Raw genomic sequence first — 15497 nt, 5'->3', positions numbered from 1 at the left:
CCGAGGAAGCCCGACATGTCCAACCGCGCCACCCTGCTGCTGTCCGCCGCCACCCTGCTGTTCTGCGCACCCCTGCTCGCCGCCAAGCGCACCGATGTCGACTACCTGGTGCGCTTCCTGCCGGACAGCGACCAGGCCGAGGTGCGCCTGGTGCTGGAAAACGGCGAGAAGGTCCGCAGCCTCGCGTTCGACCTGGGCGACAAGGGCTACTACAGCGACTTCGAGGGCGACGGCCAATGGCAGCAGGCCGGCGCCGGGCGCGGCACCTGGACCCCGGCGGAAGGCAAGGCGACCCTCAGCTACAAGGTGCGCATCACCCACCCCCGTGGCGACGGCAAGTTCGATGCGCGGATGACGCCGGACTGGACGCTGCTGCGCGGTGACGACCTGGTGCCGCCCGCACGCATCGACCTGGTGGACGGCACCGAACTGGTGTCGCGCATCCAGTTCGAGCTGCCCAAGGGCTGGAGCACGGTGGAGACCGGCTGGTCCCGCGTGGGCAAGAACCGCTTCCGCATCGACAACCCCGAGCGCCTCTTCGACCGTCCCACCGGCTGGATCATCGCCGGCAAGCTGGGCAGCCGCCGCGCCGAACTCGGCAACACCGACGTCACGGTCGCCGCGCCGATGGGCGAGGGCATGCGCCGCATGGACATCCTCACCCTGCTGACCTTCGTCTGGCCCCACGCCCAGGCGGTGTTCCCGCGCGACCCCGGCAAGCTGCTGATCGTCGGTGCCGGCGACCCGATGTGGCGCGGCGGCCTCTCTGCGCCCAACTCCTTCTTCATGCATGCCGACCGCCCCCTGGTCAGCGAGAACGGCACCAGCTCCCTGGTGCACGAACTGGTGCACGTGTTCAGCCGCATCAAGGACACCGACCAGAGCGACTGGATCAGCGAGGGCATCGCCGAGTTCTATGCCATCGAACTGATGCGCCGCGCTGGCGGCCTCAGCGAGGACCGCTACCACAAGGTCCGCGCCAAGCTGCAGCGCTGGAGCCGCAAGGTCGAGAGCCTGCGTGGCGAGCAGTCCACCGGCCCGGTCACGGCACGCGCGGTGCTGCTGCTGCAGGACCTCGACGAGGAGATCCGCAAGGTCAGCAAGGGCGAGCGCTCCCTCGACGACGTCGCCCGTGGCCTGATGCGCCTGGACAAGGTCAGCACCCGCGATTTCGTCGAGATCGCCGAGAACGTCCTCGGCGGCCGGTCCGATGTGCTCGACACGCCCCTGCTGAAGGCCCCAAAGGCTTCCTGAATCCCCGCGCAGCCCCGGGTTGCAGCCCGGGCTACGTCACGCTGGACGCCATCGCCCCACCTGCGCAACGATGCCGGCTTTGCCCGGAAGCCCGCCCATGCGCCGCCTGCCGTCCCTCACCGCCCTGCGCACCTTCGAATCAGCCGCCCGCCATGCCCATTTCGGCCGCGCCGCCGCCGAGTTGTGCGTCACCGACAGCGCGGTGAGCCACCAGATCCGCCAGCTGGAGGAGCAGCTCGGCACCGAGCTGTTCGTCCGTGCCGGCCGCCAGGTGCGCCCGACGCCCCAGGCACGGCGCCTGCTGCACAGCCTGCAACAGGCCTTCGAGCTGATCCTCGATGCCTGCGACGAACTGCGCGACCCCGGCTCCCAGGCCCAGCTGCGCATCGCCGTCACCGCCGAGCTGGCGCAGAAGTGGCTGGTGGGCCGGCTGGCGGACTTCGGCGAGCGCCACCCGCACATCACCCTGCACCTCTACGAGCAGCCGCTGGAGTCGGCGCTGCCGGGCGAGGAGATCGACCTCGCCATCACCTACGGCACCGGCCCGGGGGATGCCAGCGCCTACTTCGTGCGGCCGCTGCCGGCCCTGCAGTTCTTCCCCGTGTGCAGCCCCGGCCTGTTCAACCAGCTTCCGCTCAAGCACCCGCGTGACCTGGCCCGCCACTGCCTGCTGCATGACGACCAGGACGGCAAGACCTGGAGCGCCTGGCTCAGCGTCCACGCCGGCGACCTGCAACCCCTGCGGCACCTCTACCTCGGCCATGCCGGGCTGACCCTGGAGGCCGCCGCGCAAGGGCAGGGCGTGGCCATGGGCGACAACCTCACCAGCGCCGAGGACCTGGCCAGCGGCCGCCTGGTGCGCCCCTTCGCCGCCAGCGTGGCGTCGCTGGGGCAGTACGCGCTGGTCTGCGAACGGCTGCGCCTGGACAAGCCGGCGGTGGCCCAGTTCGTCGAATGGTTCAGCGATCAGCTGGCCGATAGCTGAATCCAATTCAAGGGTTCCGCGATATTCATCATTGGTCGCCGGGGCACCGCCGCGCTTAACGTCAGGGCACTTCCCACCCCATCCCGAGGTTTCCCATGGCGCGTTCCCTGACTTCCCTCCCCAAGGCCGACGGCTTCCGCCTGCCAGGCGAATTCGAGCCCAAGGCCGGCTGCTGGCTCGGCTGGCCCGAGCGCACCGATGTCTGGCGCAATGGCGCCAAGCCCGCGCAGAAGGTCTGGGTCGAGATCGTCAGCGCCATCGCCAGCAGCGAGCCGGTCACCGTCTGCGCCTCCGCCACCCAGTACGCCAACGCCCGGCGCATGCTGCCGCCCCAGGTGCGGGTGGTGGAGATGACCTGCAACGACACCTGGTTCCGCGACAGCGGCCCGGCCTTCCTGGTCAATGACCAGAGCGGCGAGGTGCGCGGCGTGGACTTCGAGTTCAACGCCTACGGCGGCCTCGATGGCGGCCTCTACTACCCCTGGGACAAGGACGACCAGATCGCCCAGAAGATCCTCGAGATCGAGAAGCTCGACCGCTACCGCGCGCCCTTCATCGCCGAGATGGGCGGCATCCAGACCGACGGCCAGCGCACCCTGCTGACCACCGAGCAGTGCCTGCTCAACCGCAACCGCAACGCCCACCTGGGCAAGGACGAGATGACCCGGCGGCTGTCCGACTACCTCGGCGCCGAGCAGGTGATCTGGCTGCCGCGCGGCTGCAAGTTCGACGAGACCGATGGCCATATCGACGACCTGGCCTGCTTCGTCCGTCCCGGCGTGGTGGTCATGCAGTGGACCGACGACCGCGACGACCCGCAGTGGGAGATCTACCAGGAGGCCTACGACATCCTGCGCAGCACCCGTGACGCCCGTGGCCGCGCGCTGGAGGTGCACAAGCTGCCGCAGCCCCGCGTGCTCACCTGGACGGCGGAGGAGGCCGCGGGCCTGGACCAGGTGGACGGCACCCACCTGCGCGAGGAGGGCACGCGCATCTGCGCGTCCTACATCAACTACTACGCGGGCAACTCCGCGATCGTCCTGCCGCTGTTCGGCGACGCCCACGACCAGGCGGCCGGCGCGGTACTCGCCGAGCTGTTCCCCAGGCACCGCATCGTCGGCATCGAGAACTCGCGGGAAATCCTCCTCGGGGGCGGCAACGTCGCCTGCATCACCATGCCGCAATACGCCGCCAGCCGGGCTGGCTAGGAGCCTTCGATGCAACTGCGCACACTGGCGATCGCCCTGGGCCTGGCCCTGGGCACCTGCACGGCCCAGGCGGCGAGCGAGCCGCCCAGGGTCAACCTGTACATCTGGAGCGAGTACCTGGCGCCGGACACGCTCTCCCGCTTCGAGGCGAGGACCGGCATCAAGGTGGTGGCCGACCACTTCGACTCCCTGGAAACGGTGGAGACCAAGCTGCTCACCGGCCGCAGCGGCTACGACCTGGTGCTGACCGCCGGCCAGCACCTGCAACGGGCCATCGCCAGCGGCGCGCTGCAGCCGCTGGACAAGGCCAGGCTGCCGCACTTCCAGGGCCTGGACCCGGAGTTCACCGCGCACATGGCCAGCTTCGACCCCGGCAACCGCTACGCCGGGCTCTACGTCTGGGGCACCACCGGCTTCGGCTACCAGGAGGAGGCGATCCGCGCGCGCATGGCCGACGCCCCTACTGACAGCTGGGCGATGCTGATGGACCCGGCGGTGGTCGCGCGCTTCGCCGACTGCGGGGTGAGCTTGCTCAACGACCCCAACGAGGTGTTCGCCGCCGCCTTCCGCTACCTGGGGCTGGACATCAACCGCCAGAGCCTCGACGACCTCAAGCTCGCCGAGGCGCACCTGGCGAAGATCCGCCCGTCGATCCGCTACTTCGACAACGACCGCAACATCAACGACCTGGCCAACGGCAACACCTGCCTGGCGATGTCCTGGAACGGCAACGTGGCCATCGCCGCCGCCCAGGCCGAGCAGGCGCAGAAGCCGTTCAAGCTGCGCTACCGCATCCCCCAGGAGGGCACGCTGATCTGGTTCGACGCCATGGTCATCCCCAGGGACGCACCGCACCCGGACGCCGCCCTGGCGCTGATGGACCACCTGATGACCCCCGAGACCATCGGCGCCATCACCAACAGCATCCACTACGCCAACGCGGTGCCGGCGGCGGCGCCCAGCGTCGACCCCGCCATCCTCGCCGACCCGGGCACCTACCCGCCGGCGGCGGTGCGCGCCACGCTCTACACCAAGAACGACAACACCAAGGCCTTCAATCGTGCGCTGACCCGTGCCTTCAGCAAGTTGAAGTCCGGCCTCTGAGGCCCGGGTCGCCCGGTTCCCGGCGATCCCGCTGCCGTGCGTCTTGACCGTTTTGCGCTGCTTGCTATCTAATGATATGCATTCTCATTTGGTGTCCCTGGCACGCCGCATCCGGCGGCGTCGCCTGGCCACCTGCCGTCGGGGGCATGCGTGCAGCGAGCGAGTCGAGCGGACGGGAGGCAGCCCCGTGGATGAGCAGTTCCGGGGCTCCATCTCCGGCGCCTACCGCGCCTTCCATGCCGAGCTGCTGAAGTTCCTCGGCAAGCGCCTGGGCAGCCCCGCCGACGCCGCCGACCTGGCCCAGGACGCCTTCACCCAATGGCTGGACAGGCGCGAGCGTGGACAGGTCCACCAGCCTCGCGCCTTTCTTTTCCAGATCGCCCGCAACCTGCTGCGTGACCACTGGCGCCGCCAGCAGGTGCGCGGTGCGCTCGACGGAGAAGCTGAACAGGCGCTGGAGACCCTGGTCGATGAACAGGGAGCGAGCCCGATGGAACAGGTCGAGCACCATCAGCGCTTGCGCCTTCTGGCCTCGGCACTGGATGATCTGTCGCCGCGCCGGCGCGAGGCCTTCGTCCTGCACAAGTTCGACGGCCTGTCCCAGGCGGAAGTGGCCGCGCGCATGGGGATTTCCCTGAGCATGGTGGAAAAGCACATCGCCTGTGCCCTGCTGCACTGCAAGCAACGCGTGCAGGGCGACGTCCAGGCGGACGGACAATGAACACGAGCCCCCGGATGGATTCCCGACCCTCGATCGACGAACAGGCCGCCACCTGGTACGCCCGCCGCAGCAGCGGGCAGTTCAGCGCGGAGCAGGAAGCCGAGCTGCAGGCCTGGCTCGCCGCCAGCCCGGCGCATGCCCGGGCCTTCGCCGACATGCAATTGATATGGGCCGATTTCGATCGCGTGCCGCGCCCCGTCCTCGCCACCCCGGTGGTCCGGCCCGAGCCCCGCGGCCGCCGCACGTTGCCGCGCGCCATGGCGGCCTCGTTCGTGCTGCTCTGCGCCGCCCTGGCCACCTCGCAGAACTGGTTCGCCCGCGCGCCCGACGTCGACCTGCAACTGAGCAGCGCCCGGGGCGAGCAGCGCCAGGTGGAGCTGGCCGACGGCTCGCGCATCGACCTCAACGTCGACACCCGCCTGCACGTGCGCCTCTACGACGACCACCGCGAAGTGGAGCTGCTCCAGGGCGAGGCCTTCTTCGCCGTCGCCCGTGACGAGCAGCGCCCATTCGTGGTCATGGCCGGGGAGGGCAGCGTGCGCGTGCTCGGCACCCGCTTCAGCGTCCGCCGGGGCGGCGAGCGCCTCGACGTGGCGGTGGAGAGCGGCAAGGTCGCGGTGAGCCCGGAGGCCGGCGGCAGCCAGCGTGCCGAACTGGGTGCCGGTGACAGTGCCGACTTCGATTACCGCACGCGCCACCTGGAGCTTGGCCACCGCAGCCCCGAGGAGATCGCCAGCTGGCGGCGTGGCCAGCTGATCTTCCGTGATCGCCCGCTGGCCCAACTGGTGGACGAGTTGTCCCACTACCGAAGCGCGCCCGTGGGCCTGGCCGATGCCAGCCTCGCCGAGCGCCGTGTCTCCGGCAGCCTCAACATCGGCAAGCCGGATGCCTTCCTCGCCGCGTTGCCGCAATTGCTGCCGGTGCGCGTCGAATACCTGGCCAACGGAACGGCCCTGATCCACCCGCGTTGACCCTCCGGAGCACCCCCGGAGTCCAGTCGCGTGGGTGCTTCGATGCAAGTGAAAATATTTTTCATTTGCATATGCGGGTTTTGCCGAGCGCTGCGTCTTCCTGATGTCCGCCTCATGCAAGGGCGGTTTTGCAGTACTTGGGGAGATTTGGATGAACACCCGTAGCACCCGTTTCGCGCTGCGCCGTCTCGTTGCCGGCGGCGCCCTGGCCACCTTCCTGCTCAGCGGCAGCGCCCTGGCGCAGGACCACGACTTCAACCTGCCGGCCCAGTCCATGGCCAGCGCCCTGACCGCCCTGGCCCAGCAGAGCCAGCTGCAGATTCTCTTCGACGAGTCGCAGCTGCGTGACCTGCGCGCCCCGGCCCTGGCCGGCCGCTACAGCGCCCGCGCCGCGCTGCAACGGCTGCTGGCCGGCTCCGGGCTGGAGCTGGTGGAGGCGGGGGACGGGTTCGTGGTGCGCCGTCGCATGCAGGAAGCCGGTGCGGACAATGCCATCCAGCTCGACGCCCAGACCATCGTCGGCAACGGCACCAGCGTGGATTCCAGCAGCGTCGGGCGCTCCACCCTGACCCGCAAGGAAATCGAGCGGCAGCAGGCGGACAACGTGCCGAGCCTGCTGCAGACCCTGCCCGGGGTGACCATGGGCGGCTCGGCCAAGCCCGGCGGCCAGACCGTGAACATCTGGGGCCTAGGCGATGCCGAGGACGTGCCCTTCACCCTCGACGGGGCCTCCAAGAGCGGTTTCGAGCGCTACCAGCAGGGCACCGTGTTCATCGAGCCGGAGCTGATCAAGCGCATCGAGGTGGAGAAGGGGCCGTACTCGGTCTTCACCGGCAACGGCGGCTTCGGTGGCACCGTGCACATGGAGACCAAGGACGCCCCCGACCTGCTGGAAGACGGCCGCGACGTCGGCGCCATGCTCAAGTACGGCTACCACAGCAACGACCAGCAGAAGATCTACAGCGGTGCCGTCTACGGCCGCACCGAGGACGGCCGCGCGGATGGCCTGGCCTACCTGACCACCCGCGACGGCCGCGACATGAAACTGGCCGGCCACATCCAGATCGAACCGGGCTACGAGTACCCCGAGCGCTACCCGCATACCGACCAGAAGCTGGACGGCGCGCTGCTCAAGGGCAACTTCCGGCCCAACGAGGAGCACGGCTTCGGCCTGACCTACATGCGCTCGGTCACCGAGCAGTTCGGCCCCTTCAGCGCCGCCAGCTTCTACCTGCCCAGCAAGTACAGCGTCGACCTCTACGGTGGCCTGGAGAACGCCATGCGCCGCAACCTCGCCGATCGCGAGGTGGTGGATACCACCTGGGCCGGCAAGTACACCTACCAGCCGCTGGACAACCCCTGGATCGACCTGGAGCTGAAGGCCTCCTACTCGGAAACCGAGCAGACCGACGAGCGCCGTGCTGGCGCCAACTACTCGCTGACCTCGGGCGGCAAGTGGATCAGGACCGACTACCAGGACAAGGTGGTGGAGCTGCGCAACATCAGCCGTTTCTCCACGGCGGCCCTCGAGCACGAGCTCACCACCGGCCTCGCCTGGCACCACCACAACCGCGACGTGCTGATGTACCTGCCGGGCAGCACCTACAACGTCGCGCGCTACAACTACGGCTGGTTCCAGCCGTACTTCATGCCCCGTGGCGAACAGACCACCCGCAGCGCCTACGTGCAGGACGCCATCACCCTCGGCGACGTGACCATCACGCCGTCGATGCGCTTCGATGCCGTGCGCAACCAGGGCAAGGAGAACCTCGCATCGGTCTACAACAACGCCGCCCTCGGGCACGACTACAGCGCCCAGGAGTACTCCGGCTGGTCGCCTCGCCTGTCCGTGTTCTGGCGGGTGAACGACAACCTCGGGTTGTTCGCCGACTACGCCAGGACCTGGCGCGCCCCGGTGATCGACGAGCAGTACGAACTGCAGAACAGCACCACCATCGGCGGTACCAGCCGGGGCCTGGACCCCGAGCGCATCCGTGGCGTGCGGGGCGGCAGCGTGCTCAGCTTCGGCGACCTGATCGCCGCCAACGACGCCCTGCAGGTGCGTACCACGCTGTTCCACCACAAGATCGACGACGAGATCTTCAAGCTGCGCAGCATCGCCTGCGAACGCCAGGCCATCGAGGGCGGCACCATCTCCGCCAAGTGCGCCTCGCTGCTGCCGCTGCCCAACTACCGCAACCTGGAGAGCCTGACCCTCAAGGGCTTCGAGGTCGAGGCCTACTACGACAGCTCGCGGATGTACGGCAGCCTTTCCTACTCCTGGGTCAGCGGCAAGCACCAAGGTGCCTACAGCAACCCCTGGGGCCCCGACGTCTGGGTGCGGGACGTGCCGGCCCCCAAGTGGGTGGCGATGGTGGGGGTGAAGATTCCCGAGATCTCGACCCAAGTGGGGTGGCAGGGCGAGTTCGTGCGCAAGACCGATCGCGTACCGGGCGATCTCTACGACGTCACCGGCGAGACGGTGTGGGACCACTTCGAGAACGACAGCTACGACGTGCACCGCCTCTTCGCCGAGTGGGCGCCCCAGACCGGCGACCTCAAGGGCACCAAGGTGAACTTCACCCTGGACAACGTCTTCAACCGCTTCTACCGCGCCAACCTCAGCGGCGATGCCGCCTACAGCCAGGGTCGCAACGCCAAGATCAGCATCACCCGGTTCTTCTGACTGCTGCGACAGGGCGGGGGCGCCTGGCAACGGCCCGTCGGGTTCCGCCCGCCCTGCATCGCGCGGTCGCAGGGCGGGTGCAACCCGCGAGTGACGACCCTGCTCAGCCGCCCAGCAGCTGCAGCAGCGCGGCGGCGGTGGGTTCGGAGGAGGCGGGGTTCTGGCCGGTGATCAGCTTGCCGTCGGTGACCACGTGGGGCTGCCAGTCGGCGACCTTGGAATACTGACCGCCCTGCTCGCGCAGCACGTCTTCCACCAGGAAGGGCACCACATGGGTGAGGCCGACTGCTTCTTCCTCGCTGTTGGAGAAGCCGGTCACCGCGCAACCTTGCACCAGCGGGCTGCCGTCGGCGGCACGGGCGTTGCGCAGCACGCCGGGGGCGTGGCAGACGGCGGCCACCGGTTTGCCGGCGTGGTGCAGGTCTTCGATGAGGCGGATGGAGAAGGGATCGTCCGCCAGGTCCCAGAGCGGGCCGTGGCCGCCGGGGTAGAACAGTGCGTCGTAGTCGGCCGAGACCAGCCCGGACAGCGGCAGGGTGTTGGCCAGGGCCTGCTGCGCCTGAAGGTCGCCACGGAAACGGTGGGTCGCTTCGGTCTGTGCGTCGGGCTCGTCGCTCTTCGGGTCGAGCGGTGGCTGGCCGCCCCGGGGCGAGGCGAGGACCACTTCGGCCCCGGCGTCGCGGAAGGCGAAGTAGGGGGCGGCGAACTCTTCGAGCCAGAAGCCGGTCGGCTTGCCGGTATCGCCCAGACGGTCGTGCGAGGTCAGCACCATGAGGATTTTCATCGGCAACTCCTTGAGATTATCGAGGGTGTGACTGGCGCTCCTCCGGCAAGGTTCCGGTGGTTGGCCGATGAATTCTAGACGCGCCTGGGAACCTGTCCTCAGTCCGGCTGCGGGCGCCTGCGCGCGGTGAGGCCGCGAAGGAAGTTGCGCAGGATCTGGTCGCCACAGGGGCGGTAGTTCTTGTGGTCCTTCTTGCGGAACAGGGCGCCGATCTCGGACCGGGTCATGGGCAGGTCGGCCTCGTGGAGGATGTCGAGGATGTCGTCCTCGCGCAGCTCGAAGGCCACCCGCAGCTTCTTCAGCACCTGGTTGTTGCTCATCGGCAGTTCCAGGGGCAGGGGCGGGCGGCTCTCGTCCTTGCCGCGCATGGCGTACACCAGGCCGTCGAGGAAGCCGGCCAGGCGCTTGTCGCTGCAGGAGTGGTAGCCCTCCTCGTCGTCACGGACGAGCCAGGAGGCGACCTCCTGGCGGCTCACTTCCTGGTCGGCCAGGCCGATGATCTCCACCACCCGGGCGTCGCTGATATCCAGCAGGTAGCGCAGGCTGCGCAGTACATCGTTGTTGGTCATGGGGTGTTCCGTCGGGATGGGAGGCCGGCAGGGGGCCGGCAACTAGACTGAGGACTTCGACGCCGATAGGCGGGAGGTCCATATGAAGGGCGCCATTGTGCTCGCATTCGCGGCGCTGGTCGCGGTCAGTTGTGGCATCCAGGCGCAACAGCCGCCGTTACTGCGCTCGCCCGGCACGCCGGCACCGGGCTCGCCCGGTACGGCCACGCCGCAACCCTATCCCCAGCCGAGCCCGCCGAGCCTGCCTGCGGCCGCGCCGCGTTCGGGCAGCCCGCCGCTCCTGGTCAACCCGCCGACCACGCGCCAGACGGACCCGCGCGACGAGCGCATTCCGGTGCTGCAGGAGCAGCTGGATCGCAACAGCAAGGGTTTGGGAGGCAGTGAGAAAAAGCCGGCGCCCTAGCGCAGCAGCGGTGGCACCCGGGCCTCGAGCAGCTCCACCAGAGCCGGGTCCATGTACTCGTAGTCGTCGGGGATATCCAGGCTGACCACGCGCTTGCCCTTGAGGGCGGCGGGGAAGCGGGCGGCGAGCTTGCGCCGGTGGCTGCCCTCCATCACCAGGATCAGGTCGGCCCAGGCCAGGGCCTCGGGCGTCACCGGGGTTTCGGCCTCGGCCTTGAGGCCGGCGGAGTCGGTCTCGATCCCCGGCCAACTGGCGAACAGCTGTTCCGCGGTGGGGCTGCGCAGGCGGTTCTGCCCGCAGATGAACAGCAGGCGTTGCACCTTCACTGGCCGGTCAGCCCCAGCACCTTGAGCAGGAAGGCGTATTCCAGGGCGACGTCGCGCAGCGCCTGGTAGCGTCCGCTCATGCCGCCATGGCCGGCGCCGAGGTCGGTCTTGAGCAGCAGCAGGTTGTCGTCGGTGCGTGTGGCACGCAGCCTGGCCACCCATTTGGCGGCCTCCCAGTACTGCACGCGGGAGTCGTTGTAGCCGGCCACCACCAGCAGCGCCGGGTAGGCCTGGGCACGCACGTTCTCGTAGGGCGCGTAGCTGCGGATGCGCTCGAACACCTCGGGCTCGTTCGGGTCGCCCCACTCGTCGTATTCGGTCACGGTCAGCGGCAGGTCGGGGTTCTGCATGGTGTTGAGCACGTCGACGAAGGGCACTTCGGCGATGGCGGCGGCGAACAGGTCCGGGCGCTGGTTGAGCACGGCGCCCATCAGCAAGCCACCGGCGCTGCCGCCGCTGATCACCAGGTGCTCGCGGGTCGTCAGGCCTGCGCCGATCAGGTGCTCGGCACAGGCGATGAAGTCATCGAAGCTGTTGGTCTTGTGCTCCAGCTTGCCGGCGCGGTACCAGGCTTCCCCCAGTTCGCCGCCGCCGCGCACGTGGGCGATGGCGAAGACGAAGCCGCGCTCCAGCAGGCTCAGGCGGGCGTGGGAGAACCAGGGGTCGAGGCTCTCGCCATAGGCGCCATAGCCGTAGAGGTAGAGCGGCGCGGGCTGGCCCAGCACGTCGCGGCGGGCGACCAGGCTGATGGGCACGCGGGTGCCGTCGGCGGCGGTGGCCCAGAGGCGCTGGCTGACGTAGGCGTCGGCGTCGAAGGGGCCCTCCACCGGGGTCTGCTTGAGCACCCGTTGCTCGCCGTCGGCCAGGCGCAGCTCGCGGACCTGGGCGGGGCGGTTGAGTGCCTCGTAGCGCAGGCGGATCACCGGGCTGTCGAACTCCATGCCGTCCTGCACATAGAGGCTGTAGGCGGCGTCCGGCAACTGCACGCGGTACGGCGCGGCGCCGCGTGGGTGCACCTGGATGATCGGCAGGCCACCCTCGCGCAGGCTGAGGGTGAAGGCGCCGGCGTTCATGCCCACGCCTTCGAGCATGCAGTCGGGGTCGTGGGCGATCAGCTCGCGCCAATGGGCGCGCTCGGGTGTCGCCTCGGGGGTCTGGTAGAGGGCGAAGTTGATGCCGGTCTGGTTGCTGCGGATCAGCCAGCACCACTGGCCGTCCACCTGGCCGTGGTCGGCGTAGTACTCGTGGCCTTCCTCGCGCGGGGCCAGGCAGCGGAAGTCGCCGTCGGGGGTGTCGGCGTCCAGCACCCAGCTCTCGCTGGTGGTCTTGCTGCCCAGCATCAGCACCAGCTGGCGCTCGGAGCTGGCGCGGTGGCAGCCGAGGAAGAAACGGCCGTCGGCCTCCTCGAACACCAGTTCGGCGTTGGCCTCGCCCAGGCGGTGGCGGTAGAGGCGGTGCGGGCGGTGGGTGTCGTCCAGCTCGCCGAAGAACAGGGTGCGGCTGTCGTTGGCCCAGGTCATGCTGCCGTCGCAGTCGTCGAAGGGCAGGGCGGTGAGGCTGCCCTCGACGAGGTCCTTGACGTAGAGGCGGTAGATCTCGTCGCCGCTGGTGTCCAGGCTGTAGGCCAGCAGGCGGTGGTCCGGGCTGACGCTGAAGGCGCCGAGGGAGAGGAAGCCGCCATCGGCCAGGGCGTTGGGTTCGAGCAGCAGCTGTTCGCTGGCCTCGTCCACCTCGAAGCCTTCGGCCGGGCGCGCGCAGCGGTAGTGGCGCGGGTATTCGTCGCCGGCGGTGGTGCGCTGGTAATAGAGGTAGGGGCCCCAGGGCGTGGCGAGGGAAAGGTCGGTCTCGCGGATGCGCCCACGGATCTCCTCGAACAGCGCGTCTCGCAGCGGCGCTTCGTCGGCCAGGCGCTCGTCGAGCCAGGCGTTCTCCGCCTTCAGGTAATCGAGCACCTCGGGGGCGTCGCGTTCCTCCAGCCAGCGGTAGGGATCGGCTCCGGCCTGGATGCGGGCGATGGGGGCTTCGGACATGGCGGTTCTCACGGCTAGGCGTTGCGGGCCGGGCGACGGCGGGGACGCCGGGCTTCGGAAAAGTCGCTATCATAAGCGCCCCTTTGCCCGCCTTGCCATGGAAGCCCATGAACGAACACGACTATCTCCTCGCCTGGGGCGCCTATGGCGTCGCGGCCCTGGGCTGCCTGCTGGTGAGCTTCCGCGCCACCGGCTGGATGTGGCGCTGGCTGCGCGAGCCCCTGCGTCTGATAGTCGCCGTACTGCTGCTGACCCCGACTCCCGTCGACCCCGGTCGCGACCTCTACGCGCCGGCGGTGGCGGTCACCGCGCTGGACATCGTGTTCAAGGTGGGCAACAACGCCTGGAAGGCGGTTTCCGACCTGGCCATGTACGGCATGATCGGCCTGGTGCTCTACCTCATCTTCGTCGCCATCCGATGGCCCATCGAACGCGCCATCCGTGCCCGTCGCGCCGAGCGCGAGAAGCCGGCCGCGGTGGACGAGGAGGAAGACGAGCCGACCCTGCGCCAGCTGATGGAGCGTGACTCGAACGAGCGCGTGGATACCCGCCTCGACGACCGGGGTGACCGTCGCCTGCGCATCGAACCGCGTCTCTGATACCGGCGGCGCGCCGAGCGCTCACGAGGAATGCCCATGGATTGTGTGTTCTGCGCCATCGCCGCCGGCAAGCTGCCGGCCCACCTGTTGCACGAGGACGAGCACTTCCTGGTGCTGCTGGACATCTTCCCCCTGCGGCCCGCCCACGTACTGGTGGTGGCCCGCGAGCACGCGCCGTACCTCGCCGACCTCGGCACCCCGGCGCGCCAGCGCCTGGTGGACCAGGCCCTGCACATGGGCGAGGCGTTGCGCAGGGCGGGCTATGGTCGCCAGGGCATCAACCTGCTGATCAACGACGGCCCCGACTCCAACCAGCACGTACCCCATCTGCACCTGCACCTGATTCCCCGGCAACGGGGCGACTTGGCTGCGCTGCTCTGGCGTATCCTCACCCGCTTCCTGCCCTTCGGCCGCGCCCGCATCCAGGCCCGGCTGGCGCGGGAGGCCGAACAACTGCGACAGGCATTGAAACGAGAGCCCTGAACCATGTGCGAATTGCTCGGCATGAGCGCCAACGTGCCCACCGATATCGTTTTCAGCTTCACCGGCCTGATGCAGCGCGGCGGTGGCACCGGCCCGCACCGTGACGGCTGGGGCATCGGCTTCTATGAGGGCCGTGGCCTGCGCCTGTTCCAGGACCCGTCCGCCAGCGTCGACTCCGAGGTGGCGCGCCTGGTGCAGCGCTACCCGATCAAGAGCGAGACGGTCATCGGCCATATCCGCCAGGCCAACGTCGGCAAGGTCAGCCTGGCCAACACCCATCCCTTCGTCCGTGAGCTGTGGGGGCGCAACTGGTGCTTCGCCCACAACGGCCAGCTCGCCGACTTCCATCCGGCCGCCAGCTTCTATCGGCCGGTGGGCGACACCGACAGCGAGGCGGCCTTCTGCGACCTGCTCAACCGGGTGCGCCAGGGCTTTCCCGAGCCGGTGCCGGTTGAAGTGCTGCTGCCGGTGCTGGTGCAGGCCTGCTCCGAATACCGCAGCCGCGGCGTGTTCAACTGCCTGCTCAGCGACGGCGACTGGCTGTTCTGCTTCTGCACCACCAAACTGGCGCAGATCACCCGGCGTGCACCCTTCGGCCCGGCGCGGCTGAAGGACGCGGACCTGACCGTGGACTTCCAGTCCGAAACCACACCCAACGACGTGGTCACGGTGATCGCCACCGAGCCACTGACCGATAACGAGACCTGGACGCTCTACCAGCCCGGCGCCTGGAGCCTGTGGCGACGGGGCGAGTGCCTGGCGTCCGGGCAGACCTGACGAGAAGGGGAAAACCGATGCTGCGTAGCTACCTGCGACTGGCGCTGTTCGCCCTGGGCCTGCTGATCGGCGTGCAGGTGCCCGGGTTCGTCGACGACTATGCCAAGCGCGTCGAAGCCCACCGCCTGGAGGCGGAGATCGGGCTCAAGGGCTTCCGCGAGACCGCCCAGAAATTCTTCGACGGTGACCTCGCGGCACTGGTGGCGCACTACCGCGCGAGCAACGACCCGGTGATGCGCAGCGATGCCGACAGCGTGGCCACCCTGGTCAACCGCGACGCCTTGCTGCAGCGCGAGTGGCAAGCCATGCAGGGCCCCTGGTACGCCCGCACCTGGCACGTGGCGACGGGGGCCGATCACGACCTGCTGCTGGAGACCGCCAACGCCTACAGCTACCAGGTGCTGCTGGTGCCCGAGGCGATGGCCTGGGGCATCGTCTGCGCGCTGCTGCTGGCCTGGGTGGTGGAGAGCCTGCTCCTCGGCCTCGCCCTGCTGGCAGGGGGCAACGGCAAGCGCGTGCAGCAGCGGCACTGGCGCTGAACCCTCTGGTGGGCTGAAGCTCACCCCGCTGGCCAGTGGGCCCCCGCGTTCGCGGGGG

The 15497-nt window shown here is 69.1% G+C and carries 16 protein-coding genes; 12 read left to right on the top strand and 4 right to left on the bottom strand.

The genetic code is table 11. The annotated features are described in order from the left end of the window. Nucleotides 1-15 precede the first annotated feature (15 nt). The 7 genes from HSX14_RS20560 (at nucleotide 16) to HSX14_RS20530 (ending at nucleotide 8929) form a co-directional block, all read left to right on the top strand. On the top strand, nucleotides 16-1254 hold the full coding sequence (locus HSX14_RS20560; protein ID WP_228723471.1) for a M61 metallopeptidase family protein: 1239 nt from the start codon (nucleotides 16-18) through the stop codon (nucleotides 1252-1254). 97 nt (nucleotides 1255-1351) lie between these two features. Continuing rightward, entirely contained in the window at nucleotides 1352-2239 is an 888-nt protein-coding gene (locus tag HSX14_RS20555) for a LysR substrate-binding domain-containing protein (protein ID WP_173178018.1), read from the top strand. Nucleotides 2240-2334: 95 nt separating this feature from the next. Beyond that, nucleotides 2335-3447, top strand: coding sequence for an agmatine deiminase (gene aguA / locus HSX14_RS20550; protein ID WP_173178019.1), 1113 nt, complete (start codon nucleotides 2335-2337; stop codon nucleotides 3445-3447). A 9-nt stretch (nucleotides 3448-3456) separates the two neighbouring features. Next, a complete protein-coding gene (locus tag HSX14_RS20545) occupies nucleotides 3457-4551 on the top strand; it encodes an extracellular solute-binding protein (RefSeq protein WP_173178020.1) in 1095 nt (364 codons plus the stop codon). Between the two features lie 187 nt (nucleotides 4552-4738). Next, the gene (locus HSX14_RS20540) at nucleotides 4739-5272 is read left to right on the top strand and encodes a sigma-70 family RNA polymerase sigma factor (protein WP_228723470.1); all 534 of its coding nucleotides are present in this window, start codon (nucleotides 4739-4741) and stop codon (nucleotides 5270-5272) included. A 14-nt stretch (nucleotides 5273-5286) separates the two neighbouring features. Then, nucleotides 5287-6243, top strand: coding sequence for a FecR family protein (locus HSX14_RS20535; RefSeq protein WP_173178022.1), 957 nt, complete (start codon nucleotides 5287-5289; stop codon nucleotides 6241-6243). A gap of 151 nt (nucleotides 6244-6394) precedes the next feature. Next, nucleotides 6395-8929, top strand: a complete 2535-nt coding sequence (locus tag HSX14_RS20530) for a TonB-dependent receptor (RefSeq protein WP_173178023.1) — start codon at nucleotides 6395-6397, stop codon at nucleotides 8927-8929. A 103-nt stretch (nucleotides 8930-9032) separates the two neighbouring features. On the opposite strand, the gene HSX14_RS20525 is transcribed toward HSX14_RS20530, so the two are convergent. Together HSX14_RS20525 and HSX14_RS20520 are read right to left on the bottom strand one after the other, a co-directional pair. After that, nucleotides 9033-9713, bottom strand: a complete 681-nt coding sequence (locus HSX14_RS20525) for a type 1 glutamine amidotransferase domain-containing protein (protein ID WP_173178024.1) — start codon at nucleotides 9711-9713, stop codon at nucleotides 9033-9035. A gap of 98 nt (nucleotides 9714-9811) precedes the next feature. Next, entirely contained in the window at nucleotides 9812-10282 is a 471-nt protein-coding gene (locus HSX14_RS20520) for a YehS family protein (protein WP_173178025.1), read from the bottom strand. 82 nt (nucleotides 10283-10364) lie between these two features. Between HSX14_RS20520 and HSX14_RS20515 the strand changes: the two genes are divergently transcribed. Beyond that, nucleotides 10365-10685 (top strand): hypothetical protein, encoded by a 321-nt coding sequence (locus HSX14_RS20515; protein WP_173178026.1) that lies wholly within the window; start codon nucleotides 10365-10367, stop codon nucleotides 10683-10685. Here HSX14_RS20515 and HSX14_RS20510 read toward each other — a convergent pair. Then, complete coding sequence (locus tag HSX14_RS20510; RefSeq protein ID WP_173178042.1) at nucleotides 10682-11005, bottom strand: low molecular weight protein tyrosine phosphatase family protein; 324 nt, start codon at nucleotides 11003-11005, stop codon at nucleotides 10682-10684. The genes HSX14_RS20515 and HSX14_RS20510 overlap by 4 nt on opposite strands. A gap of 2 nt (nucleotides 11006-11007) precedes the next feature. Then, on the bottom strand, nucleotides 11008-13041 hold the full coding sequence (locus HSX14_RS20505; protein WP_173178027.1) for a S9 family peptidase: 2034 nt from the start codon (nucleotides 13039-13041) through the stop codon (nucleotides 11008-11010). A gap of 107 nt (nucleotides 13042-13148) precedes the next feature. Between HSX14_RS20505 and HSX14_RS20500 the strand changes: the two genes are divergently transcribed. The 4 genes from HSX14_RS20500 to HSX14_RS20485 are packed head-to-tail and all read left to right on the top strand — an operon-like array spanning nucleotide 13149 to nucleotide 15439. Next, on the top strand, nucleotides 13149-13640 hold the full coding sequence (locus HSX14_RS20500; protein WP_173178028.1) for an MFS transporter: 492 nt from the start codon (nucleotides 13149-13151) through the stop codon (nucleotides 13638-13640). A gap of 36 nt (nucleotides 13641-13676) precedes the next feature. Then, the gene (locus HSX14_RS20495) at nucleotides 13677-14123 is read left to right on the top strand and encodes an HIT family protein (protein ID WP_173178029.1); all 447 of its coding nucleotides are present in this window, start codon (nucleotides 13677-13679) and stop codon (nucleotides 14121-14123) included. A gap of 3 nt (nucleotides 14124-14126) precedes the next feature. Next, nucleotides 14127-14900 carry a class II glutamine amidotransferase gene (locus tag HSX14_RS20490; protein ID WP_173178030.1) on the top strand — a complete coding sequence of 258 codons (774 nt, stop codon included), beginning with the start codon at nucleotides 14127-14129 and terminating at the stop codon, nucleotides 14898-14900. 17 nt (nucleotides 14901-14917) lie between these two features. Then, nucleotides 14918-15439, top strand: coding sequence for a DUF2937 family protein (locus HSX14_RS20485; RefSeq protein ID WP_173178031.1), 522 nt, complete (start codon nucleotides 14918-14920; stop codon nucleotides 15437-15439). The last annotated feature ends 58 nt before the right edge of the window (nucleotides 15440-15497 follow it).

This window comes from Pseudomonas tohonis (assembly GCF_012767755.2).
In the GTDB taxonomy this organism is placed as follows: domain Bacteria; phylum Pseudomonadota; class Gammaproteobacteria; order Pseudomonadales; family Pseudomonadaceae; genus Metapseudomonas; species Metapseudomonas tohonis.
The sequence above is the reverse complement of the archived record's forward strand: the minus strand, read 5'-3'. Positions and strand labels throughout refer to the sequence as shown.